Source organism: Streptomyces rapamycinicus NRRL 5491, assembly GCF_024298965.1.
GTDB classification, from domain to species: domain Bacteria; phylum Actinomycetota; class Actinomycetes; order Streptomycetales; family Streptomycetaceae; genus Streptomyces; species Streptomyces rapamycinicus.
This window is the reverse complement of the sequence record NZ_CP085193.1, coordinates 6080361-6104306: the sequence shown is the minus strand read 5'-3', so window position 1 is coordinate 6104306 and position 23946 is coordinate 6080361. Positions and strand designations below refer to the sequence as shown.

At 69.3% G+C, this 23946-nt stretch carries 21 protein-coding genes; 12 read left to right on the top strand and 9 right to left on the bottom strand.

Annotated elements, in window-relative coordinates; all coding sequences use genetic code 11:
- Nucleotides 1-156: 156 nt before the first annotated feature.
- From LIV37_RS25525 to trxA, 7 genes are all read left to right on the top strand, one after another.
- A complete protein-coding gene (locus LIV37_RS25525) occupies nucleotides 157-2514 on the top strand; it encodes a DUF6049 family protein (protein WP_121824523.1) in 2358 nt (785 codons plus the stop codon).
- Nucleotides 2515-2562: 48 nt separating this feature from the next.
- The gene (murJ, locus tag LIV37_RS25520) at nucleotides 2563-4944 is read left to right on the top strand and encodes a murein biosynthesis integral membrane protein MurJ (protein ID WP_020869978.1); all 2382 of its coding nucleotides are present in this window, start codon (nucleotides 2563-2565) and stop codon (nucleotides 4942-4944) included.
- A gap of 110 nt (nucleotides 4945-5054) precedes the next feature.
- Nucleotides 5055-6770 (top strand): protein kinase family protein, encoded by a 1716-nt coding sequence (locus LIV37_RS25515; RefSeq protein WP_020869977.1) that lies wholly within the window; start codon nucleotides 5055-5057, stop codon nucleotides 6768-6770.
- 36 nt (nucleotides 6771-6806) lie between these two features.
- Nucleotides 6807-7496 carry an RNA polymerase sigma factor SigM gene (gene sigM / locus LIV37_RS25510; protein WP_020869976.1) on the top strand — a complete coding sequence of 230 codons (690 nt, stop codon included), beginning with the start codon at nucleotides 6807-6809 and terminating at the stop codon, nucleotides 7494-7496.
- Nucleotides 7493-8473 carry an anti-sigma factor gene (locus LIV37_RS25505; RefSeq protein ID WP_020869975.1) on the top strand — a complete coding sequence of 327 codons (981 nt, stop codon included), beginning with the start codon at nucleotides 7493-7495 and terminating at the stop codon, nucleotides 8471-8473. The genes sigM and LIV37_RS25505 overlap by 4 nt, the downstream gene beginning before the upstream one ends.
- Nucleotides 8474-8624: 151 nt before the next feature.
- Nucleotides 8625-9575 (top strand): thioredoxin-disulfide reductase, encoded by a 951-nt coding sequence (gene trxB, locus LIV37_RS25500; protein ID WP_020869974.1) that lies wholly within the window; start codon nucleotides 8625-8627, stop codon nucleotides 9573-9575.
- 42 nt (nucleotides 9576-9617) lie between these two features.
- On the top strand, nucleotides 9618-9947 hold the full coding sequence (gene trxA, locus LIV37_RS25495) for a thioredoxin (protein ID WP_020869973.1): 330 nt from the start codon (nucleotides 9618-9620) through the stop codon (nucleotides 9945-9947).
- Between the two features lie 76 nt (nucleotides 9948-10023).
- Here the strand turns inward: trxA and LIV37_RS25490 are convergent, their stop codons facing one another.
- The 9 genes from LIV37_RS25490 to rpmH form a co-directional block, all read right to left on the bottom strand.
- Entirely contained in the window at nucleotides 10024-10641 is a 618-nt protein-coding gene (locus LIV37_RS25490) for a GNAT family N-acetyltransferase (RefSeq protein ID WP_020869972.1), read from the bottom strand.
- Between the two features lie 326 nt (nucleotides 10642-10967).
- Nucleotides 10968-12113 (bottom strand): ParB/RepB/Spo0J family partition protein, encoded by a 1146-nt coding sequence (locus tag LIV37_RS25485; protein WP_020869971.1) that lies wholly within the window; start codon nucleotides 12111-12113, stop codon nucleotides 10968-10970.
- Nucleotides 12110-13198 carry a ParA family protein gene (locus tag LIV37_RS25480; protein WP_121824524.1) on the bottom strand — a complete coding sequence of 363 codons (1089 nt, stop codon included), beginning with the start codon at nucleotides 13196-13198 and terminating at the stop codon, nucleotides 12110-12112. Before LIV37_RS25480 ends, LIV37_RS25485 begins: the two co-directional genes overlap by 4 nt.
- Before the next feature lie 226 nt (nucleotides 13199-13424).
- On the bottom strand, nucleotides 13425-14138 hold the full coding sequence (gene rsmG / locus LIV37_RS25475) for a 16S rRNA (guanine(527)-N(7))-methyltransferase RsmG (RefSeq protein WP_020869969.1): 714 nt from the start codon (nucleotides 14136-14138) through the stop codon (nucleotides 13425-13427).
- 111 nt (nucleotides 14139-14249) lie between these two features.
- Entirely contained in the window at nucleotides 14250-14759 is a 510-nt protein-coding gene (locus LIV37_RS25470; RefSeq protein ID WP_020869968.1) for a Jag family protein, read from the bottom strand.
- A gap of 15 nt (nucleotides 14760-14774) precedes the next feature.
- Nucleotides 14775-15917: a membrane protein insertase YidC gene (yidC, locus tag LIV37_RS25465; RefSeq protein WP_020869967.1), complete on the bottom strand. Its 1143-nt coding sequence runs from the start codon at nucleotides 15915-15917 to the stop codon at nucleotides 14775-14777.
- A 3-nt stretch (nucleotides 15918-15920) separates the two neighbouring features.
- On the bottom strand, nucleotides 15921-16238 hold the full coding sequence (gene yidD / locus LIV37_RS25460) for a membrane protein insertion efficiency factor YidD (RefSeq protein ID WP_020869966.1): 318 nt from the start codon (nucleotides 16236-16238) through the stop codon (nucleotides 15921-15923).
- Nucleotides 16235-16618: a ribonuclease P protein component gene (gene rnpA / locus LIV37_RS25455; protein WP_037954594.1), complete on the bottom strand. Its 384-nt coding sequence runs from the start codon at nucleotides 16616-16618 to the stop codon at nucleotides 16235-16237. The genes yidD and rnpA overlap by 4 nt, the downstream gene beginning before the upstream one ends.
- Before the next feature lie 24 nt (nucleotides 16619-16642).
- A complete protein-coding gene (rpmH, locus tag LIV37_RS25450; RefSeq protein WP_003956500.1) occupies nucleotides 16643-16780 on the bottom strand; it encodes a 50S ribosomal protein L34 in 138 nt (45 codons plus the stop codon).
- A 437-nt stretch (nucleotides 16781-17217) separates the two neighbouring features.
- On the opposite strand from rpmH, the gene dnaA reads away from it, so the two are divergent.
- From dnaA to LIV37_RS25425, 5 genes are all read left to right on the top strand, one after another.
- Nucleotides 17218-19092 (top strand): chromosomal replication initiator protein DnaA, encoded by a 1875-nt coding sequence (gene dnaA / locus LIV37_RS25445; protein ID WP_121824525.1) that lies wholly within the window; start codon nucleotides 17218-17220, stop codon nucleotides 19090-19092.
- 859 nt (nucleotides 19093-19951) lie between these two features.
- Nucleotides 19952-21082 (top strand): DNA polymerase III subunit beta, encoded by a 1131-nt coding sequence (gene dnaN / locus LIV37_RS25440; RefSeq protein ID WP_020869964.1) that lies wholly within the window; start codon nucleotides 19952-19954, stop codon nucleotides 21080-21082.
- Between the two features lie 105 nt (nucleotides 21083-21187).
- Nucleotides 21188-22069: a phosphogluconate dehydrogenase (NAD(+)-dependent, decarboxylating) gene (gnd, locus tag LIV37_RS25435; protein ID WP_020869963.1), complete on the top strand. Its 882-nt coding sequence runs from the start codon at nucleotides 21188-21190 to the stop codon at nucleotides 22067-22069.
- Between the two features lie 57 nt (nucleotides 22070-22126).
- Nucleotides 22127-23269: a DNA replication/repair protein RecF gene (recF, locus tag LIV37_RS25430; protein WP_020869962.1), complete on the top strand. Its 1143-nt coding sequence runs from the start codon at nucleotides 22127-22129 to the stop codon at nucleotides 23267-23269.
- Nucleotides 23266-23826 carry a DciA family protein gene (locus tag LIV37_RS25425; protein WP_020869961.1) on the top strand — a complete coding sequence of 187 codons (561 nt, stop codon included), beginning with the start codon at nucleotides 23266-23268 and terminating at the stop codon, nucleotides 23824-23826. The genes recF and LIV37_RS25425 overlap by 4 nt, the downstream gene beginning before the upstream one ends.
- The last annotated feature ends 120 nt before the right edge of the window (nucleotides 23827-23946 follow it).

Below are 23946 nucleotides of genomic sequence, written 5' to 3'. Positions count from 1 at the left end.
CGCCCCCGAGACTCCACCCCCGATGGGGCCACCACTGCGTAACGATCTTGTGGAGCCCTCCACAGCACTTCGTCACAGCGGGCATCGTTACCATTTCGTGGACGCACATTGCGACGACCACTGACGACCTACTGACGACAAGGGACGGGCGAGCGCGTGGCCGATGCGGCAGACCTCCGGGGGACAACTTCCGCTCGTGCCCGGCGATGGTTGCGGCGCACGGCGGCCCTGCTGGCCGCGGCGCCGATGCTCGCGGGCCTGGCACAGATTCCGGCGGCACCCGCCGCCCACGCCGAGAGCAAGGCCACCGGCTCGCGATCGGTGGATGTCTCCATCACCTCACTGACCCCCACCGCGCCCAAGAAGAGCGACACCCTCACCGTCAGCGGCACCGTCACCAACGACACCAAGGGCACGGTCTCGGACGCCCGTGTGGGCCTCCGCGTCGGCCCGACCATGAGCGGCCGCAGCGCGATCGACACCACGGCCCACCGCACCGGCTATACGGAGGGGCTCGACGGCACCGAGATCGACGGCAAATACGCCAAGAAGATCGGCAAGCTGGCGGCCGGCACCAGCCGTGACTTCTCCCTCTCCATACCGGTGGATCAGTTGCACCTGGGGGAGAACGGCGTCTATCAGCTCGGCGTCTCGCTCACCGGTGGCACTTCCCATCAGCCCTGGCCGCAGGTGCTGGGCATCGAGCGGACCTTCCTGCCCTGGCAGTCGGGCCCGTCCCAGAAGAAGTCCCAGCTCACCTATCTGTGGCCGCTGATCTCCGCCACCCATGTGACCGCCCGCACGGACAACGACGAGGACCGCACCCCGATCTTCCGGGACGACCGCCTGGTCAAGGAGCTGGCCCCGGGCGGTCGGCTGCAGCAGATGGTCGCCCTGGGGAAGAACCTCCCCATCACCTGGGTGGTCGACCCCGACCTGCTCGCCACGGTCGACGCGATGACCAAGAAGTACGAGGTCCAGAACCCCTCGGGCAACGGGACCAGGGCGGGCCGCGGCCAGACCGTCGCCAAGCAGTGGCTGGACGCCCTCCAGAAGGCCGTGGAAGGCAAGCAGGTGGTCGCGCTGCCGTTCGCCGACCCCGACCTCGCCTCGCTCGCCCACCGCGGTAAGAACGTCACCGGCGCCCTCAGCCACCTCCAGGGCGCCACCGAACTCGCCTCGACGACCGTGGAGACCATCCTCGGGGCGCGGCCGCGCACGGACTTCGCCTGGCCCGTCGAGGGCGCGGTCGACTCCTCGATCGTCGACGTCGCCACCTCCGCCGGCGCCCACAACGTGATCGCCCGCAGCGACAGTCTGCGCGAGACCGGCGGGCTCTCCTACACCCCCACCGCGGCCCGCCAGATCGGCGGCGGCAATACGGCGGTGGTCGCCGACGCGCGGCTGTCGACGGCCTTCACCGGCGACATGTCCAAGGCGGAGAACTCCACCCTCGCCATCCAGCGGTTCCTTGCCCAGAGCCAGATGATCAACCTCCAGGCGCCGGACAGGCAGCGCAGCATCGTGGTCGCCCCCCAGCGGACGCCCACCACGAGCCAGGCGCAGGCGATGGCGGCCGCCATGGAGGGCCTCTCCGGGCAGTGGACGCAGCCGCTGAGCCTGGGGCAGGCCGCGAAGGCCAAGCCCGACCCGAGCGCCACCCAGCGGGTGCCGAGCACCCGCTCCTACCCCCGGTCGCTGCGCGCACGGGAGCTGCCCACCGAGGCGTTCGACCGGATCCAGGAGACCCAGAAGACCCTGGACAATTTCGAGCCGATCCTGACCGCCAAATACCGGGTGGTCACCCCCTTCGGGAACGCGATCAGGCGCGAGATGTCGACCTCGTGGCGCAGCGAGGCGCAGAACGCGACCGGCTTCCGGCACGATGTGCAGACCTATCTCTCCGGGCTCACCAAGAAGGTGCGCCTGGTCCCCAAGACCGACATGACCCTCTCCGGGCGCAGCGCGACCGTCCCGGTGACCGTGCAGAACAACCTGGTGCAGAGCGTCGAGCTGCGGCTCGTCCTGCGCTCGCAGCAGGGCAACCGGCTGGCGGTCAGCGACCCCCAGCTGGTCAATGTGGAGGGCGGCCACAGCCAGTCCGTGAAGTTCGGGACCACGGCCAACGCGAACGGCCCGGTGTGGGTCTCGGCGCAGCTCTACACCCCGGACGGCCAGCCGTACGGCGACGAGATGCTGTTCGAGGTGAATGTCACCGAAATCACGTCGACCGTGATTCTCGTGATCGCCGGCGGTGTGCTGCTGCTGGTCCTCGCCGGTGTCCGGATCTATGTGCAGCGCAAGCGCGCGGCCGCCAGGAATGGTGAGGACGGCGGGGACGGGGAAGACGCCGAGGAGGCGCACGGGCAGGATGAGGACGACAGCGAGGCCCCGGAGACCGACCGGTGTGACCCCGCACACGCCCTTGTGCCCGAGCAGCCGAGTGACCCGGCGTCGGACACCGGATCGCAAAGCGCTGGCCCGTCCGGCTCGGGTGAGAAAGTGGACCATTGAGCAATGCCGGGGCCGGTGGGCCGCAGTGGACGATGAGGTGGGGTAGCGATGAACGCGCCGTATGACGGTGATGGCCGAGTGCCACCGCCGCCACAGCCGTCCCCTCACGGCCCCCACGACCCTTACGGACAGGAACCCCACCAGCGGGATCCGTATCTGGGCGACGCCCAGCAGGCGCCCCCGGCCGATCCGCGCCAGTCCTACGGCCAGCAGTACTACGCACCTGATCCGTACCTGGACGATTCGTACGCGACGGGCAGCTTCACGCCCTACCCGTATCCGACGCAGGATCGGTACGCCCACGACCCGCTGACGGACCCCCTGTACGACCGGCGCTCCTCCCACGCACCGCAGCAGGACGGCTACCAGCAGCAGTACTACCAGCAGCCCCCCACGCCGCAGGGCCCCGACCCGCGCGCCTGGTCCCCCGAGGCCGCCGCCGGCCACCAGGGCACGGCACAGCAGCCGTATACCGCCGATCAGGCGGGCCAGGGCTATCCGGGGGCCGGTGGCGCCTACGGGGCGGGGGAGCAGCCGCAGCGGGACGCCTTCGCGCACCTCTACCGCGATCAGCAGCAGCCCTATGAGTCCCGGCCCGGCCAGGGCCAGGGCTATCCACAGGGCGCGGAGAGCTACCCCCAGGGCCAGGCGCCCGCTCAGGGGCAGGCGCCGTTCCCCGGACCGTCCAGATCCGAGCCCGTCGGCGCGACGGCCGCCGCCCCCACGGTGGCCGCCCCGGTGGTGACCGCCCCCGCGACCGGGGCCGAGCCGAGGAAGCCCTCAGCGGGCAAGGGCCGCGCGTCCAGCGTGCTCCAGTCCAGCGCGCTGATGGCCGCGGGCACCCTGGTCTCCCGGCTCACCGGCTTCGTCCGGCAGATGGTGGTCCTCGCGGGCCTGGGCGCGGCCACCCTCGGCTCCACCTACGCCCTCGCCTACACGCTGCCGACGATGGTGTACATCCTCACCATCGGCGGCGGTCTGAACTCCGTCTTCGTCCCGCAGCTCGTGCGCGCGATGAAGGAGGACGACGACGGCGGCGAGGCATTCGCCAACCGGCTGCTCACCCTGGTGATGGTGGTGCTCGGCCTCCTGGTCGCGGTGACCGTGCTCGCCGCGCCGGTGCTGATCCGCGTGATGTCGCCGACCATCGCGGACAACCCCGCCGACAACGAGGTCGCGGTCACCTTCGCCCGCTACTGCCTGCCCACCATCTTCTTCATGGGCATTCACGTGGTGGTCGGCCAAATCCTCAACGCCCGGGGCCGGTTCGGGGCGATGATGTGGACCCCGGTCCTGAACAACATCGTCATAATCTTCACCTTCGGCCTGTTCATCTGGGTGTTCGGCACCGCCGGCAGCTCCAAGATGGACACCACGACCATCACCGCCGAAGGCATCCGGCTGCTGGGCATGGGCACCCTGCTGGGGCTCATCGTCCAGTCCCTGGCGATGTTCCCCTACCTGCGTGCCACCGGCTTCCGTTTCCGGCCGCGCTTCGACTGGCGCGGCCACGGCCTCGGCAAGGCCGCCAAGCTGGCCAAGTGGACGGTCCTGTTCGTCCTCGCCAACCAGGCGGGCGTACTGGTCGTGACCCAGCTGTCCACCGCGGCCGGTGCCGAGGCCGAGAACCAGAACGCGCCCGGCATGAGCTTCGTCGGCTACTCCAGCGCCCAGCTCATCTGGGGCATGCCGCAGGCGATCATCACCGTCTCCGTCATGGCCTCGTTGCTGCCCCGGATCTCCCGGGCGGCCCACGACGGGGACGCCGGAGCGGTCCGCGACGACATCTCGCAGGGCCTGCGCACCTCCGCGGTCGCCATCGTCCCGCTCGCCTTCGGCTTCATCGCCCTGGGCATCCCCATGTGCACGCTGCTGTTCGGCGCCTCCGGTACCGACGCGGCGGTCTCCATGGGCTACATCCTCATGGCGTTCAGCCTGGGTCTGATCCCCTTCTCCGTGCAGTACGTCGTCCTCCGCGGCTTCTACGCCTATGAGGACACCCGCACCCCCTTCTACAACACGGTGATCATCGCCGCCGTCAACGCCGCCGGATCCGGGCTCGCCTATCTCCTGCTCCCCGCCCGCTGGGCCGTCGCCGGTATGGCGGCCGCCTACGGCCTGGCCTACGCCATCGGCGTGGGTGTGGCCTGGAAGCGGCTGCGCAACCGGCTGGGCGGCGATCTGGACGGCCCCCGCGTCGTGCGCACCTACACCCGTCTCGTCGGCGCCAGCGTCCCCGCCGCCCTCCTGGGCGGTGGCTCGGCCTACACCATCATGCAGACCCTCGGAATGGGCGTCGTCGGCTCCGTAGCGGCTTTGCTGGGCGGCGGTCTCGTTCTTATCGCGGTCTTCTACATTGCTGCGAAACGGATGCGCGTTGATGAGCTGACGGCCATGGTCGGTATGGTGCGCGGACGACTCGGACGTTGATCGTTGAGCACAACCATCGTCCGCCACCGTGTGTCGTGCATAGCGGCGGACTGTGGGCACAATTGTCTTGGCTCGGAGTAGGCGCAACGGATGGGGAGGCAGGAACGACGGTGGCGGAACGGAGCACGGCTGCCGTCGACGTGGCCGACAGCGGTGGAGAGGAGCCGCTGACCGCCGAGGCGGGTAAGGCCACGGCCGACGGGGCGGGGACGAAACAGAAGGTCGGCAAGGGTACAGAGGCCGCGGCCGCCGACGATACGGGCGCCGCGGCCGAAGCGAACCCGCTCGAACTGCACAGCGGTCATAAGTTGGCCAGACGCTATCGTCTGGAGGAGTGCGTCACCCGTCTGGACGGATTCAGCAGTTGGCGTGCCGTGGACGAGAAACTGCGGCGTGCCGTCGGGGTGCATGTCGTGCCCGCGGACCATCCGCGCGCCAGGTCGGTGCTCGCCGCCGCCCGTTCGGCGGCCCTGCTGGGCGATCCCCGCTTCGTCCAGGTCCTCGACGCCGTCGAGGAGAACGATCTTGTCTATGTTGTCCATGAGTGGCTTCCCGACGCCACCGAGCTCACCGCCGTGCTGGCCGCCGGGCCGCTCGAACCGCACGACGCGTACCAACTGGTCAGCCAGGTCTCCCAGGCCATGGCCGCCGCCCACCGCGAGGGCCTGGCCCATCTGCGGCTGAACCCCGGCTCCGTGCTGCGCACCGAGTCCGGCCAGTACCGCATCCGCGGGCTGGCCGTCATGGCCGCCCTGCGCGGTATCAGCGTCGACCACCCCCAGCGCACCGACACCGAGGCAATCGGCGCGCTGCTGTACGCGGCGCTCACTCAGCGCTGGCCGTACGAGGCCGACGCCTACGGCCTCTCCGGGCTGCCCAAGGGCGTGGGCCTGATCGCCCCCGACCAGGTCCGTGCCGGAGTGCACCGCGGTCTGTCCGAGCTCGCGATGCGCGCGCTGGTCAACGACGGGGCCACCGCCTCCCGTCAGGACCAGCCCTGCACCACCCCCGAGGAGCTGGCCAAGGCCGTCGCGGCCATGCCGCGCATCCGGCCGCCGGAGCCCGCCTTCACCCCCTCCCCGGCGTACCAGCGCACGACGTACCAACAGGGTGTGTACGGCCAGCAGCCGAACCGAGGCGGCACCGCGCACGCGGCCCGTCCGGCCGCTCCCATGCCGCCTCCACCGCCGCTGCAGAGCCGTACGGGCAAGGCCCTCAAGTGGACCGTCTCCGCCCTTCTGATCGCCGCTCTCGGCCTCGGCAGCTGGCAGCTGGCGGACACCCTCCTCAAGGAGGAGAACAAGTCCAGCCCGGGCAAGTCCACCGGTGAGAAGGACGACGGCAAGGGCCTCAAGCCCGTGGCCAAGCCGCTCAGCATCGAGAGCGCCACGGAATTCTCGCCGCTGGACGCGCCCTTCGCCCCGGACAAGGTCGACGGCGCCGTCGACGGCGATACGAACACCGCCTGGGTGACCAAGTTGTTCTACGGCTACCCGAACTTCGGTAACCTGCCCAATCGCAAGCAGGGCAGCGGCATCATCGTCGACCTCGGCAGCGCCAAACGCGTCTCGAGCCTCGACATCGACTTCTACGCCGCCGGCCAGAAGGTGGAAGTCCTCGCCGCCGATCCCTCCGCCTCCGACCCCACCTCACTCAGCGCCTTCTCCAAACGCCTCACCGATCTGAAGAGCGTCGGGAAGAAACTGTCCACCGTTCTCGACAAGCCGGTCCGGACGCGATACGTCCTGGTCCACATCACGGAGCTTCCGGCCAGCACCCCCGATCGCTACCGTGGCGGCATCTCGGAGATCAAGGTCAAGGGCTGACCCTCTACGGTCGGCCGAGAGGGGAGGGGCTCAACGTTGGACGACGCCACCATCGGCGGAGCGAGCGACGGCGAGCTCCTCGCCCGGCACGTCGACGGCGACCCGGACGCCTTCAGCGAAATAGTGCGGCGCCACCGCGACAGACTCTGGGCGGTGGCGCTGCGCACGCTCGGCGACCGCGAGGAAGCGGCCGACGCGGTCCAGGACGCGCTCGTCTCCGCCTATCGCGCCGCCCACACGTTCCGGGGCCAGTCCGCCGTGACCACCTGGCTGCACCGCATCACGGTCAACGCCTGTCTGGACCGGGCCCGCAAGGCCGCCTCCCGTCGCACCTCCCCCGTCGACGACACCGAGCGGCTCGAGCAACTCCTGGAACCCCATGAGTCGGCCGCCGCCCCCGCCGAACGTGGTGATCTCCACCGCGAACTCCTCCAGGCGCTGCGCACCCTCCCTCCCGAGCAGCGCGCGGCCCTGGTGCTGGTCGATATGCAGGGCTACCCCGTCGCGGAGGCGGCGAAGGTACTGGACGTTCCCACCGGAACCGTGAAGAGCCGCTGCGCCCGGGGCCGCGCACGACTGCTGCCCCTCCTCTCACATCTCCACCCCAGTGGGAGGGGTAGCTCACCCTCGAGCATGGGAAGGAACCGGACGCAGGGGACGTCCGTCCCACCGACGGCAGGACCGAACGACACAGATGCCGTGAAGGGCGGAGGTGGGCGAGCGTGACATCCTCGACGGACACGGAAGAGCACCCTGAAGTCGCGGAGATCTCCGCACTCACCGAGGGTCTGCTCTCTCCGTCCCGCGCCGTCGATGTGCGCACTCACCTCTCGAGCTGCGTGCTGTGTGCGGACGTATGGGAGTCCCTGGACGAGATCCGCTCCCTGCTCGGAACCCTCCCGGGGCCGGTACGGATGCCCGCCGATGTCGCGGGCCGCATCGACGCGGCACTGGCCGCCGAAGCGCTCCTCGACGCGACCGCGCCCGAGCGCGTGGCCGATGTTTCACGTGAAACTCCGGATCCGGACGCCGCGCACCCGCCTGTTTCACGTGAAACGGCCGATGACGCCTCCAGCGACCCCGGCTCCGACACCGTGGAGCCCACGGCCAAGCCGTCCATCGCGGCGGACCGGCCCGCCGGGCGTCCGCGTGGGGCCACTGGGCCAGGACGAGGAACCACCGGACCCGGCACCCGCCCCGGCCGCGCCCGGCGCTGGCGCAAGGCCGTCCTCGGCGGCGCATGCGCCGCGGCGGTGATCGGCATCGGGTCCTTCTTCCTCCAGGGCGGCTCCTCCGGCGATCCCAGCGACAGCGACACCCAGGCGCACGCCAGCCAGAGCTCCACCGGGAACTCCACCCTCTCCTCGGGCACGCTCAAGGACCGCGTGCACGAACTGCTCGCCGACCGGAAGTCCACCGCGTCGAACGGTGTCACCGGGCAGGGCAACTCACCCGATGTGCCGCTGCGAGCCGATGACGACCCTGAGGTGCCCTCCTGCGTACAGAGCGGCACCGGCCGCAAGGAACCGGCTCTCGCGGCACAGCAGGACATCTACGACGGCCAGAGCGCCTATATCGTCGTCCTCCCGCACCCCTCCGACAGCTCGCGCGTCGATGCCTTCGTGATCGACGCGTCCTGCGTCTCGGCGTCCCCGACGACTCCCGGGGAGCTCCTGGTGACCCGGACCTACCCGCGGCGCTGAGGCACACCGCACACCGGGGCCCTGCCTGACAGCGCTCGGGAATGCCTGACCCGTAGGATCCGTTGGGTGGGGTGGCAGCGGAATTCCGGAGGACCCGGAGCCGCCCGCCCAGTCAGCAGTCCGGCAGTCGGCAGAGACAAGGAAGACATCCGTGAGCGACGTCCGCAACGTGATCATCATCGGTTCCGGGCCCGCGGGCTATACGGCCGCGCTCTACACCGCCCGCGCTTCCTTGAAGCCGCTGGTCTTCGAAGGCTCCGTGACCGCGGGTGGCGCCCTGATGAACACCACCGATGTGGAGAACTTCCCGGGCTTTCGGGACGGGATCATGGGCCCCGACCTGATGGACAACATGCGGGCCCAGGCGGAGCGCTTCGGCGCCGAGCTCATTCCGGACGACGTGGCCGCGGTCGACCTCAGTGAGCAGATCAAGACCGTCACCGACTCCGCCGGTACGGTCCACCGTGCCAAGACCGTCATCGTGGCCACCGGCTCTCAGCACCGCAAGCTGGGGCTGCCGCGCGAGGACGAGCTCTCCGGCCGCGGTGTCTCCTGGTGTGCCACCTGTGACGGGTTCTTCTTCAAGGACCAGGACATCGCCGTCATCGGTGGCGGTGACACAGCCCTGGAGGAGGCGACCTTCCTGTCGCGGTTCGCCAAGTCGGTCACGGTGGTCCACCGCCGGGACACCCTGCGCGCCAGCAAGGCGATGCAGGAGCGGGCCTTCGCCGACCCGAAGATCTCGTTCATCTGGGACAGCCTGGTCGAGGAGATCCACGGCGACGGCAAGCTCTCCGGTCTCACGATCCGCGACGTCAAGAAGGACGAGACCTCCGAGCTGCCGGTCACCGGGCTGTTCATCGCGATCGGCCACGACCCGCGCACCGAGCTGTTCAAGGGCCAGCTGGGCCTGGACGACGACGGGTACCTGAAGGTGGACGCGCCCACCACCCGGACCAACCTGCCCGGTGTCTTCGCCGCCGGCGATGTCGTGGACCACACCTACCGTCAGGCGATCACCGCGGCCGGCACCGGTTGCTCGGCGGCACTGGACGCCGAGCGGTACCTCGCCTCGCTCGGCCAAGGCGACGCCACCGTCTGACTCCGCTTCCCACCTCTGCACCAACTCACTAAGGAGATTGCCATGGCCGGTGCCACGGTCACCGTGACGGACGCCGACTTCGAGGAGAAGGTCCTCAAGAGCGACAAGCCGGTACTCGTCGACTTCTGGGCCGCCTGGTGCGGTCCGTGCCGCCAGATCGCCCCCTCCCTGGAGGCCATCGCGGCCGAGCACCCCGACAAGATCGTCATCGCCAAGCTCAACATCGACGAGAACCCGGCGACGGCCGCCAAGTACGGCGTGATGTCCATCCCGACGCTCAATGTCTACCAGAGCGGCGAGGTCGCCAAGACCATCGTCGGCGCCAAGCCCAAGGCCGCCATCGAGCGCGACCTGGCCGACTTCATCGGCTGAGCTGCACCACGCCTCGCCCTCATACACGAAGGGGCTGCCCATCGGGGCAGCCCCTTCGTGTTTCACGTGGAACCCGCTACAGCGGCCGAAGCGCGGGCTCCTTCTGGACGGCGCCGAGCAGCCGGTCCAGGGCCAGCTCGACATCCTCCTTCCAGGAGATCGTCGTCCTCAGCTCCAGCCTCAGCCGGGGATAGCGCGGATGCGGCCGTACGGTCTTGAAGCCCACGGCCAGCAGATGTTCGGCGGGGAGCACACACGCCGGTTCCTTCCAGGTGGCGTCCCCGAACGCCTCCACCGCCTTGAAGCCGCGGCGGATCAGATCCTTGGCGACGGTCTGCACCATCACCCGGCCCAGCCCCTGCCCCTGGTATCCGGGCATCAGCCATGCCGTCATCAGCTGGACGGCATCCGCCGCGACCGGACTGGTCGGGAAGGCCGTGGAGCGCGGTACATACGCCGGAGGCGCGTACAGCACAAAGCCCACCGGAACCTCATCGACATAGACGACTCGGCCGCAGGATCCCCACTCCAGCAGAACGGCAGAGATCCATGCCTCTTTCTCCAGCTCCGGCCGGCCGGCCCTTACGGCTGCTTCGCCGCTGACCGGATCGAGCTCCCAGAAGACACAGGCGCGGCAGCGCTTGGGGATGTCCGGGAGGTTGTCCAACGTGAGCGGTACGAGCCGACGCCCCATGAAGCCAGTCCTTCACTTCCGTGGCCAGCCGCGCCACGGGCGGCTGACAGCGCACTACGCTCCCTGAGCAGACTGCCGACGAAACCGCCGACAGCTCCCAGGCCCAATCCTGTGGCCAACAGTCCGGTGCGGCTCACCGATCGCATGGCCCTGCCCTCCACATGCGGCGCCTCCACATGGATCCGCCCTATCTGACCGCATCGTATCCGTGCCGAGATTGCACCGATACCGCCCTTGGGCAAACAGCGGGTCGCGTTCCGACCATGTCGGAACGCGACCCGCCCCGCGCTGCCCTTCCGTACGGCCTGAACCGCACGGGCAGCGCCTCACTCGTCCTCGTCCACCGCTCCGTCCTCGGAGGAGAGCGGCTGCTCCAGCACCGGCCCCTCACCGGGGGCCAGCGTGCCGAGGATCCGCTCGAGATCCTCTATTGAGGCGAACTCGACGACGATCTTTCCCTTCTTCTGACCGAGGTCGACCTTCACCCGCGTCTCGAACCGATCGGAGAGACGTGAGGCCAGATCCGTGAGCGCGGGGGACACCCGTGCACCCGCCCTCGGGCTCTTGGGCTTGGTCGTACCGCCCGAGCGCGACCCCATCAGGGTGACGATCTCCTCCACCGCACGCACCGAGAGCCCCTCGGCGACGATGCGATGGGCCAGCCGGTCCTGCTCCTCCGGGTCGTCCACGGAGAGCAGTGCCCGGGCATGGCCCGCGGAGAGAACCCCGGCGGCCACCCTGCGCTGCACGGACGGGGATAGCTTCAGCAGCCGCAGCGTATTGGAGACCTGCGGACGCGAGCGCCCGATACGGTCGGCCAGCTCGTCATGCGTGCAGTTGAAGTCCTTCAGCAACTGGTCGTACGCCGCAGCCTCTTCCAGCGGGTTCAGCTGGGCCCGGTGGAGGTTCTCCAGGAGCGCGTCCAGGAGGAGCTTCTCGTCATCGGTGGCCCGGACGATCGCGGGGATCTTCTCCAGCCCGGCCTCACGACAGGCCCGCCAGCGGCGCTCACCCATGATGAGCTCATAGCGCTCCGGCGCCAACTGTCGTACGACGACGGGCTGGAGGAGACCGACCTCCTGGATCGAGGTGACCAGTTCGGCCAGCGCGTCCTCGTCGAAAACCTCACGGGGCTGCCGCGGGTTGGGGGTGATGAAGTCCAGCGGCAGCTCGGCGAAATGAGCCCCGGCCACCTCCTCCGGCATCGCCTCCGGGGCGACGGCCTCGGGCTCCTGCTCCCGTGGCGCGGGCTCGGTTTCCTGTGGAACGGTGTGCGTGGCCAGTCCGGCCACCTTGGCCGCCGCCACTCCGCGCTCCTGGGTGAGCACCGGGACCGCGGTCGGTGAGGTGGTGGCCCCGGTCGTCGTGACCGTTCCCGCCCCCGCCGAGGACGCGGCGTTGTCCGCCCCCTTCGGCGCGGGAGGGATCAGGGCACCGAGCCCACGGCCCAGTCCTCTGCGTCGCTCACTCACTGAATCCCCTCCTGCATGCTGCTGTGCTGGTCGTGCTGGCTGAGCTCGGGCAAGGCATGGACGTGCTGGGCTTCGTAGTGCACACCGACACCTCTGAGGGCGATCTCACGGGCCGCCTCCAGATAGGAGAGCGCCCCACTCGACCCCGGGTCATAGGTGAGGACGGTCTGCCCATAACTGGGGGCCTCGGAGATGCGCACCGATCGTGGGATGCTCGTCCGGAGCACCTCACCGCCGAAGTGGCTCCGCACCTCGTCGGCGACCTGGGAGGCCAGCCGGGTGCGACCGTCGTACATGGTGAGAAGGATCGTGGAGACATGGAGCTTGGGGTTGAGATGGCCCCGCACCAGATCCACATTCCGCAGCAGCTGCCCCAGCCCCTCCAGTGCGTAGTACTCGCACTGGATCGGGATCAGCACTTCCGCGCCGGCCACCAGCGCATTGACCGTCAGCAGGCCAAGCGAGGGCGGGCAGTCGATCAGGATGTAGTCCAGCGGCTGCTCGTACGCCTCGATGGCCCGCTCAAGCCGGCTCTCCCTGGCCACCAGGGAGACCAACTCGATTTCGGCACCGGCGAGATCGATCGTGGCCGGAGCGCAGAAGAGGCCCTCCACATCCGGGACCGGCTGCACCACATCGGACAACGGCTTGCTGTCGACCAGCACGTCATAGATCGATGGAACCTCGGCATGGTGGTCGATCCCCAGCGCCGTTGAGGCATTGCCCTGTGGGTCGAGATCGATCACCAGCACGCGACCACCGTGCAGGGCGAGCGAGGCAGCCAGATTGACCGTGGTCGTGGTCTTCCCGACCCCGCCCTTCTGGTTGGCGACCACCATCACCCGGGTCTGCTCCGGCCTGGGCAACCCCTCACCGGCGCGGCCCAGGGCTTCGACGGCCAGCTGAGCGGCACGGCCGATAGGGGTGTCGTCCATCGGAGGCGGCGTTTCACGTGAAACATCCTCCCCCGGCGATTCAGTACGGGGGCCGGGGACCGGATCGGTCATCGGCCCCGCGATGTTGGCGTCGGACCGCAAGGATTCACTCTCCTCGACATCAGGCTCGCAATAAGCAGAGCCTGCCATGCTTTTGGGGTCGTGAACCAGCGAGGCCCCTTCTCCTGTGGATGAATCCACGTTCATACGGGGTCGGCGGTCGCGGGGCAAGGCCGCCGCACGACCGCGACTGATGATTCCATGCAGCAGGGAGCGACGTTTCACGTGAAACACGATGCACGGGAGGGCTCGTCGATGGGTCGCGACACTCCGGTATGCGTAGTTTTGCCAGCTTGTATGGAGCAATGCTCCTGATTCATGGTCGACGGCGCGGCGAGCGGCGAGCGGCCTTGGCCCGCTTCGCCGCGAAGCGCACACCTCCGGGGCTCTCCCCGACCTCGACTCGCACCACCGTGGACGGCGGGTCCACCACTCCCGCACCGACATGCAGCACCGAGGTCCCCACCACGCCCAGCTTGCCCAGCGCCGCCCGGGCCTGCTTCAGCTCCTCCTCGGCGGTGTCACCCTTCAGCAGCAGCATCTCGCCGTACGGGCGCAGCAGCGGAACCCCCCAGCCGGCCAGCCGGTCCAGCGGGGCCACCGCCCGTGCCGTCACCACATGCATCGGGGTCAGCTTCCCGAGGACCTCCTCGGCGCGGCCGCGCACCACCGTCACATGCTCCAGCCCCAGCAGCTCCACCACTTCCCGCAGAAAGTTCGTCCGGCGCAGCAGGGGCTCCAGCAGCGTGATCCGGAGATCGGGACGGGTCAGGGCGAGCGGGATACCGGGGAGCCCGGCCCCCGAGCCCACATCGCAGACGGTGACCCCCTCGGGCACCACTTCGGAGAGCACCGCGCAGTTCAGCAGATGCCGCTCCCACAGCCGCGGCACCTCCCGCGGGCCGATCAGCCCGCGGGTCACTCCCACATCCGCCAGCAGCTCGCCGTAGCGGACGGCCTCCGGGAAACGGTCACCGAATACGTCCCTTGCCTCGGGGGGCGCCGGGGGGAGCTCCGCTGCTTCCGTCACGGGGACCGTCCTTCCGTACCGAACACTCTGCTGAACGATGATGTAAGGCTGACAAGATTCGGCCCCGTCTGCGTGCAGACGGGGCCGTGTGGATCACGAGACGGAACCGCTTCAGACCGGAAGCACGACCACGCAGCGCTGGGGCTCCTCGCCCTCGGACTCGCTGCGCAGCCCGGCGGCGGCCACGGCGTCGTGCACCACCTTCCGCTCGAAGGGCGTCATCGCCTTGAGCTTCACCGGCTGCCCGGTGCCCTTCGCCTCCTCGGCCGCTTTGGTGCCCAGCTCGGTCAGCTCGGCACGCTTACGGGCCCGGTATCCGGCGATGTCGAGCATCAGCCGGCTGCGGTCGCCGGTCTCCCGGTGCACCGCGAGGCGGGTCAGCTCCTGAAGGGCCTCCAGCACCTCGCCATCGCGGCCGACCAGCTTCTGCAGATCACGGCTGGTCGAGTCGCTGATGATCGACACCGCGGCGCGATCGGCCTCGACGTCCATGTCGATGTCGCCGTCGAGGTCCGCGATGTCCAGCAGCCCCTCGAGGTAGTCGGCCGCGATCTCCCCTTCCTGCTCAAGGCGGGTCAGGGTGTCGACACCCTCGGCTGCCGGGGTGGTGCCTTCCGTCACGGATGGACTCCTTCGTTACTTCTTGGACGGGTGCTTGGGGCGCTGCTGGCCCTTGCGCTGGCCGGACTTCGAGCCACGGGAGGAGCCGGAAGCCGAGCCGCCGCCGGCCGGCTTGCCGCCCTGCGCGCCCTTCTTCTGCCCCGGTCCCGGCTTCTCGGCGGGCTTGTCCTCGGTGGACTTCTCCATGGAGACCGAGGAACTCGGCTGCGAGCTGGCCTTGCTGTGGCCGGTCGTGGAGCGCTTCGCCTTGGTCTGGCGCTTGGGCTGCTGGCGGTTGGCGCGCGCCGTCTCGGCCGCCTCCTTCGCGGCGACCTCGGCCGGCTCCTCCTTCAGCTTGCCGCTGGCCCGCAGCCGCTCCTGGCGGGCCTTGAAGGCCACGCTGCCCGGGGTCGGGTTCCGGCGGATGACGAACATCTGCTGGCCCATGGTCCAGACGTTGGTGGTCAGCCAGTAGACGAGGACACCGACGGGGAAGTTGATGCCGAAGACGGCGAACATGATCGGGAAGACGTACATCAGCATCTTCTGCTGCTGCATGAACGGCGTCTTCACCGTGAGGTCGACGTTCTTGGTCATCAGCTGGCGCTGGGTGAAGAACTGCGAGGCCGACATCAGGACGATCATGGTGATGGTCACGACGCGGACGTCGGTCAGCGAGGCGCCGAGGGATTCGACCTTCGAGGCCGAGTCCATGAACTTCACCGACAGCGGAGCGCCGAAGATATGGGCGTTACGGGCGCTGTCCAGCAGCGACTGGTCGATGACACCGACCGTCTTGTTGTTCGCGATGTGGTTGAGCACCTGGTACAGCGAGATGAAGAACGGCGACTGCGCGAGGATCGGCAGACAGCTCGAGAGCGGGTTGGTACCCGTCTCCTTGTAGAGCTTCATCATCTCTTCGGACTGGCGCTGCTTGTCACTCTTGTAGCGCTCCTGGATCGCCTTCATCCTGGGCTGGAGCGCCTGCATGTTCCGCGTCGACTTGATCTGCTTCACGAAGAGCGGGATCAGGCAGATCCGGATCAGCACCACCAGCGAAACGATGGACAGACCCCACGCCCAGCCACTGTCCCGATCGAAGATCAAGCTGTAGAACGAGTGGAACTGGACGATGATCCAGGAAACTACGTCATAAAGAGGACCGAGGATCGTGTCCACGAATCAGGCTCCTTGGGCTTTGGGCTGGGTCTCGGGCTGTGCGGCGGGCTCCACAGCCGGATGCCCGCCGAGGCGGTTCCGCAGCCGCTGGTGCCACACCGGACGCTTCCGGGGCGGGACATGGTCGACGCCACCGAGTGACCATGGGTTGCAGCGCAAGATGCGCCAGGCCGTCAGCGCCGTTCCTTTTACCGCGCCGTGCCGGTTGATGGCCGTATAGCCATAGTGCGAGCACGACGGGTAGTACTTGCAGACCGGTCCCAGCATCGGGCTGATGGTCCACTGGTACAGCTTGATCAACCACAGCAGCGGGTACTTCATCGCGGCACCCCTCCCAGTAGCCGCTGCACTGCCGTGTCGAGATCGCGGGCCAGCTGGTCGTGACCCGCCTCACCCGCGCCGGGCAGCGCCCGTACGACCACAAGGCTACCTGCGGGAAATCGGTCGATGCGGTCCCGCATCAGATGGCGCAGTCTCCGCTTCACCAGATTGCGGACGACGGCACCGCCGATCGCCTTGCTTACGACGAAACCCGCACGCGCCGGAGGAGCACTCTCCCCGGATGCGTGCGGGTCCGTATCACCGCTGGTGAGGCCGGTACGAAGATGCACGACAAGGAGCGGGCGCCCGGCCCTGCGTCCTCGGCGTACCGCGGCCGCGAAGTCCTCGCGCCGCCTCAGCCGATGTTCGGTAGGCAGCACGTCATGGACCTTGAGTCAGGCTGCTCAGGCCGACAGGCGGGCGCGACCCTTGCTACGGCGGGACGCGAGGATCGCGCGGCCGGCACGGGTGCGCATCCGCAGCCGGAAGCCGTGGGTCTTCGCGCGACGACGGTTGTTCGGCTGGAAGGTGCGCTTGCTCACTCGGGGGCTCCAGAAATGAATCGGATGGTGGCGGTCTATCGCTTGGCTGTCACCGTGCGCCCACGAGTAGCTCGCAATACGCCCGAGTGCACCGCTTCACGACCACGGATCATCAGCCCGTGAATCCTTGCCCATCGGAGGCAGGCGGCAGCAGCCATCGACAACTCGACCTGGTTACGGTACGCGCGGTTACGCCATCCGGTCAAACCGGTGGCCGACACCCTGACAGCGCGCTATGCCCCCACAGCCTAGGGGCAAGGGAACGCCCGGCGACATCGCATGGCACATTTGTACACACCCTGTGGACAACGACTTGAACCCTGTACCCCGGCCTGACTACCGTGGCTGGGCTCCGATTCCTTCACGCCCGTCCCGAGAACCACACATTCGTGGGACCTGTCGGCGTCCCCCACCCAGCGAGTGAGAGAGCGTGCCCTGTGGCTGACGTACCCGCCGATCTTGCCGCAGTGTGGCCACGTGTGCTCGAGCGGCTGCTGGGAGAGGGCTCCGGGCAGGGCGGACAAGGCGTCGAGGCCAAGGACGAGCACTGGATCAAGCGGTGCCAGCCCCTCGCGCTCGTCGCCGACACCGCGCTGCTCGCCGTCCCCAACGAATTCGCCAAGGGCGTACTGGAGGGCCGGCTGGCCCCAGTCGTCAGCGAAACGCTGAGCCGGGAGTGCGGCCGTCCTATCCGCATCGCGATCACCGTGGACGAGTCCGCCGGCGAGCCGATCGTGCCCCCGCAGCCGCAGCGCGAGCAGCGCGAGTCCTATGAGGGCTACGACGGCCGGGACGGCTATGGCCGCCAGGCGCCGGACGATCTTCCGTCGGCCCGCCCCGCGTACCCCGGGTATCAGCAGTCCCGCCCCGAACCGGGCGCCTGGCCGCGGGGCCGTGACGACTACGGCTGGCAGCAGCCCCGGCTCGGCGGCTTCCCGGAGAGCGACCCGTACGCCTCCCAGCGCGCCCCGTCCGGCTATGACCAGCAATCCGGCTACGACCAGCAGTCCGGCTACGACCAGCAGCCGTACGAGCAGCCGCGCGGCGACTACCGCGGACCGGGCGCCGAGCGCCCCGGGCCGGGCCACGGCCCCGGCGGCGGTCCCGGTGGCATCCCCCGCCCCGGGGCGAGCCCCGAGCGCCCGCCGTACGAGCAGCGCCACGATCTGCCCGACCCGCTCGAGCGCGCGCGCGGCGGACCGCCCGTGCTGCCCTCGCAGACCGGTGCCCCCGGCCCGCTCGCCGCTCAGCCCGCGCCCGCGTCCGGCCCCGGTGAGCCGACCGCGCGGCTGAACCCCAAGTACCTCTTCGACACCTTCGTCATCGGCGCGTCCAACCGCTTCGCGCACGCCGCGGCGGTCGCCGTCGCCGAGGCGCCGGCCAAGGCGTACAACCCGCTGTTCATCTACGGCGAGTCCGGGCTCGGCAAGACCCACCTGCTGCATGCCATCGGGCACTACGCGCGCAGCCTCTACCCCGGCACCCGGGTGCGCTATGTGAGCTCGGAGGAGTTCACCAACGAGTTCATCAACTCCATCCGCGACGGCAAGGCGGACGCGTTCCGCAAGCGCTACCGCGACATGGACATCCTGCTGGTCGACGACATCCAGTTCCTGGCGAGCAAGGAGTCGACGCAGGAGGAGTTCTTCCACACCTTCAATACGCTCCACAACGCCAACAAACAGATCGTGCTCTCCTCCGACCGGCCGCCCAAGCAGCTGGTCACCCTGGAGGACCGGCTCCGCAACCGCTTCGAGTGGGGCCTGATCACCGATGTGCAGCCGCCGGAGCTGGAGACGCGCATCGCGATCCTCCGTAAGAAGGCGGTGCAGGAGCAGCTGAACGCGCCGCCGGAGGTGCTGGAGTTCATCGCCTCGCGGATCTCCCGCAACATCCGTGAGCTGGAGGGCGCGCTGATCAGAGTGACGGCCTTCGCGAGCCTGAACCGGCAGCCGGTGGACCTCGGGCTCACCGAGATCGTGCTGAAGGATCTGATCCCCGGCGGCGAGGACGCGGCCCCGGAGATCACCGCCACCGCGATCATGGCCGCGACCGCGGACTACTTCGGGCACACCGTCGACGATCTCTGCGGCGCCTCCCGCAGCAGGGTGCTGGTCACCGCGCGGCAGATCGCGATGTACCTCTGCCGGGAGCTGACCGATCTCTCGCTGCCCAAGATCGGCGCGCAGTTCGGCGGCCGCGACCACACGACAGTGATGCACGCCGATCGCAAGATCAGGGCGCTGATGGCCGAGCGGCGCTCCATCTACAACCAGGTGACCGAGCTGACCAACCGCATCAAGAACGGCTGAGAGGGGCCAGCAGGGCCACCACGAACCGCTGAAGGGCGCTCCGGGACGGACATCTCCCGGGGCGCCCTTCGTCGTCCCCCTCGTCACGTCGCCGTCCCTCGTCGTTCACCGCTACGAGGCTGTTCGATTCCCTGTCCGGCCGGCCCGGTTCTCCACAGATCCACAGCTCATCCACCGTCCACACCCTGGGGACATGGGAGTTGTCCCGATCGCGTCCACAGGCTGTCCGGTGGGAAGGGGATCCTCCGAGGTCAGCCGGTTGTGGAATTGTGGCTAACCGGAGTCCACAGACTGTGGACGATCGAGATGCCCACAGGCCGCGCGTCAGCTTGTCCACCGGCAACCCACAGCCGAAGGCCCGTTGCCCACAGCTTCTCCACACCGCTGTCCACTGTTCGGCAACGAAACGGCCACGGTCACCCGGCTGAGTGAAAGGCGTCACACCGAAGAGGCGGGTTGGGCTGTGGGGAAGGTGGGTAAAACTGGGGACGACGCTGGGGAGAACCGGGCGATGTCTGTGCATCGCATGTGCAGAACTCTTCGGCATCCACAGAAAGCCCTGGTTGTCCACCGCCTCCACCCACAGGCCCGGTGGACAAAAAGTGGTCTCTGACCAGGGCCGATTGAGTTTTCCACGGTTTCCACAGGGCCTACTACTACGACCACATAGAGATAGCGAGGAAACCGCTTCGAAGTGGGGCCTGTGCACAACCTCGGGCCGAGCCGCCCGACACCCCGCGCACCGACTTGACCCCGAGCCGCACCGACTGTCGGCGGCGTGCGTCAGACTGGTCTCCGGCAACACAGCCGACGACGAAGGCCAGCAGGGCGAGCCAGCAACAGCAGGAGGCGGCTTACGGTGAAGATCCGGGTGGAGCGCGATGTACTCGCGGAGGCGGTGGCCTGGACGGCCCGCAGCCTCCCGGCCCGACCGCCGGTGCCCGTCCTCGCGGGGATCCTGATGAAGGCGGAGGAAGGCGCGCTGAGCCTCTCCGGCTTCGACTACGAGGTCTCGGCCCGCGTCTCGGTGGAGGCCGACATCGAGGACGACGGCACGGTCCTCGTCTCCGGCCGCCTTCTCGCCGACATCTGCCGCGCCCTCCCCAACCGCCCTGTGGAGATCTCCAGCGACGGCGTGCGGGTGACCGTGGTCTGCGGCTCCTCGCGATTCACACTCCACACCCTGCCTGTGGAGGAGTACCCGACGCTGCCGCAGATGCCGACGGCGACCGGCACCGTCCCCGGTGAGGTCTTCGCCGCCGCCGCGGCCCAGGTCGCCATCGCCGCCGGCCGTGACGACACCCTGCCGGTGCTCACGGGTGTGCGGATCGAGATCGAGGGCGACACCGTCACGCTGGCCTCCACCGACCGCTACCGCTTCGCGGTCCGCGAGTTCCTGTGGAAGCCCGAGACCCCCGACATCTCCGCCGTCGCGCTGGTGCCCGCCAAGACGCTCCTCGACACCGCCAAGTCGCTGACCAGCGGTGACACCGTCGCGCTCGCGCTCTCCGGCTCGGGTGCGGGCGAGGGCCTGATCGGCTTCGAGGGCGCCGGGCGCCGTACGACCACCCGGCTGCTCGAGGGCGACCTGCCGAAGTACCGCACGCTCTTCCCCACCGAGTTCAACTCGGTCGCGGTGATCGAGACCGCCCCGTTCGTCGAGGCCGTCAAGCGGGTGGCCCTGGTCGCCGAGCGCAATACCCCGGTGCGGCTCACCTTCGAGCAGGGCGTGCTGATCCTGGAGGCCGGGTCCAGCGACGACGCACAGGCTGTGGAAAGGGTGGACGCCCAGCTCGACGGCGACGACATCTCGATCGCCTTCAACCCGACGTTCCTGCTGGACGGCCTCAGCGCGATCGACTCGCCGGTCGCCCAGCTGTCCTTCACCACCTCGACCAAGCCCGCCCTGCTGAGTGGCAAGCCCGCCATGGACGCCGAGGCGGACGAGGCGTACAAGTACCTGATCATGCCGGTCCGACTGAGTGGCTGAAAGCCGAGCGGATGAGCGGGTGTAGCCCACATCTGTGCGGCTACCCGCGGGCGTAGGCTCGGATTCACCGCGAAACGCAACGGACTACGGCACAAAGGATCACTGATGGAGCTCGGTCTCATCGGCCTCGGCAAGATGGGCGGCAACATGCGCGAGCGCATCCGCCGCGCAGGCCACACCGTCATCGGATACGACCGCAACCCGGACGTCGCCGATGTCCACAGCATCGATGAGCTCGTCAACAAGCTCAAGGGCCCGCGAGTGGTGTGGGTCATGGTCCCGGCGGGCGTCCCCACCCAGATCACCATCGATGAGCTGGCCGAGCTGCTGTCGCCCGGCGACGTCGTCGTGGACGGCGGCAACTCCCGCTGGACCGACGACGAGATCCACGCCGAGCAGCTCAACGCCAAGGGCATAGGCTTCGTCGACTGCGGTGTCTCCGGCGGTGTCTGGGGTCTGGAGAACGGCTACGCGCTGATGTACGGCGGCGCCGCCGACCATGTGGCCCAGGTCCAGCCGATCTTCGACGCGCTCAAGCCCGAGGGCGAGGTCGGCGCCGTCCACGCCGGCAAGGTCGGCGCGGGCCACTTCGCCAAGATGGTCCACAACGGCATCGAGTACGCGATGATGCAGGCGTACGCCGAGGGCTGGGAGCTGCTGGAGAAGGTGGACTCGGTCACCGACGTCCGCGAGGTCTTCCGCTCCTGGCAGGAGGGCACGGTCATCCGCTCCTGGCTGCTCGACCTGGCCGTCCGCGCCCTGGACGAGGACGAGCACCTGGACGGGTTGCGGGGCTACGCGGAGGACTCCGGTGAGGGCCGCTGGACCGTGGAGGCCGCGATCGACAACGCCGTGCCGCTGCCCGCGATCACCGCGTCGCTCTTCGCCCGGTTCGCCTCCCGCCAGGAGGACTCGCCGCAGATCAAGATGGTCGCCGCGCTGCGCAATCAGTTCGGTGGCCACGCGGTCGAGAGCAACGAGAAGTAACCACCCCTCGGGGTCGGAAGCAAGCAGTACTGCCGGGGGAGGTCGGCGCAGCCCACTATGCACGTCACGCATCTCTCGCTCGCCGACTTCCGCTCGTACGCCCGGGCCGAGGTGGCGCTCGACCCGGGCGTCACGGCCTTCGTCGGGCCCAACGGCCAGGGCAAGACCAATCTCGTCGAGGCCGTCGGCTATCTCGCCACCCTCGGCAGCCACCGGGTCTCCTCCGACACCCCGCTGGTGCGCATGGGCGCGGAGCGGGCCGTGGTCCGGGCCGCGGTCGCCCAGGGGGACCGGCAGCAGCTGATCGAGCTCGAGCTCAACCCGGGCAGGGCCAATCGCGCCCGGATCAATCGATCGTCGCAGGTCAGGCCGCGTGATGTGCTGGGGATCCTGCGGTCGGTGCTGTTCGCGCCCGAGGATCTGGCCCTGGTCAAGGGCGATCCCGGCGAGCGGCGCCGGTTCCTGGACGAGCTGATCACCGCGCGGGCGCCCCGGATGGCGGGGGTCCGCTCCGACTACGACCGGGTGCTGAAGCAGCGCAACACCCTGCTGAAGACCGCCGCCCTGGCCCGGCGCCACGGCTCGCGCAGCGGGGGCGGCGACGCGGCCCTGTCCACCCTCGACGTCTGGGACCAGCATCTGGCCCGGGCCGGTGCCGAGCTGCTCGCCCAGCGGCTCGATCTGATCTCCGTGCTCCAGCCGCTCGCCGACAAGGCGTACGAGCAGCTCGCCCCGGGCGGCGGCCCGGTGCTGCTGGAGTACCGCGGCTCGGCCGGTGAGGCGCCGGCCGGTGCGGGCAGCCGCGAGGAGCTGTACGAGCTGCTGATGGCCGCCCTCACCGAGGCCCGCAAGCAGGAGATCGAGCGCGGGGTCACGCTGGTGGGCCCGCACCGCGACGACCTGGTCCTCAAGCTGGGCAGGCTCCCGGCGAAGGGCTACGCCAGCCATGGCGAGTCCTGGTCGTACGCCCTCGCTCTGCGGCTGGCCTCCTACGATCTGCTGCGCACCGAGGCGGGCGAGCCGGTGCTGGTGCTCGACGACGTCTTCGCGGAGCTGGACGAGCGGCGCCGGGAGCGGCTGGCCGAGCTGGTCGCCCCCGGGGAGCAGGTGCTGGTGACCGCGGCGGTGGAGGACGACGTCCCGCATGTGCTGGCCGGTACGCGCTTCGCGGTGTCCGAGGGCGAGGTGCGGCGGGTATGACGGACGGGACGGACCAGCCCGCGCTGCCCTCGGCGGCGCCCGGGTCCCCGCCGGTGCCGGAGCCCTCAGGGGTCGATCTCGCGCGGGTGGCGCTGCGCGCGGCCAAGGAGCAGGCGCGCGCCCGGGGAGCCGCGGCCCAGCAGAAGAAGCAGGCGCGCAGAGGGGGCTTGCGCTCCGGCGCGCGCGCCGATGGCCGCGATCCGCTTCCGCTCGGTGCGGCGATCAACCGGCTGATCACCGAGCGTGGCTGGGAGACCCCGGCCGCGGTCGGCGGGGTGATGGGCCGCTGGCCCCAGATGGTGGGCCCCGAGGTGGCCCAGCACTGCGAGCCCCAGCGCTACGACGAGGACGCCCGGGTGCTCACGGTGCGCTGTGACTCCACGGCGTGGGCGACTCAGCTGCGGCTGCTCGCCCCCCAGCTCGTGGCCCGGCTCAACGCCGATCTGGGCCAGGGCACGGTGAAGCTGATCAAGGTTCTGGGCCCCGGCGGCCCGCCCCGGCGCTACGGCCCGCTGCGTTCCCCGGGCTCCACGGGCCCGGGGGACACCTACGGCTGACCGGGGTTCGAGCCCTGTGTTAACCGGCGGTAACAGGGTGACTGCTGAGACCCCGGTCACGGTAGCCGGTGGTTGACAGCCCGAAGCGCTGAGTGGCGGCGTGAGCCTCTTGGAGCCCGT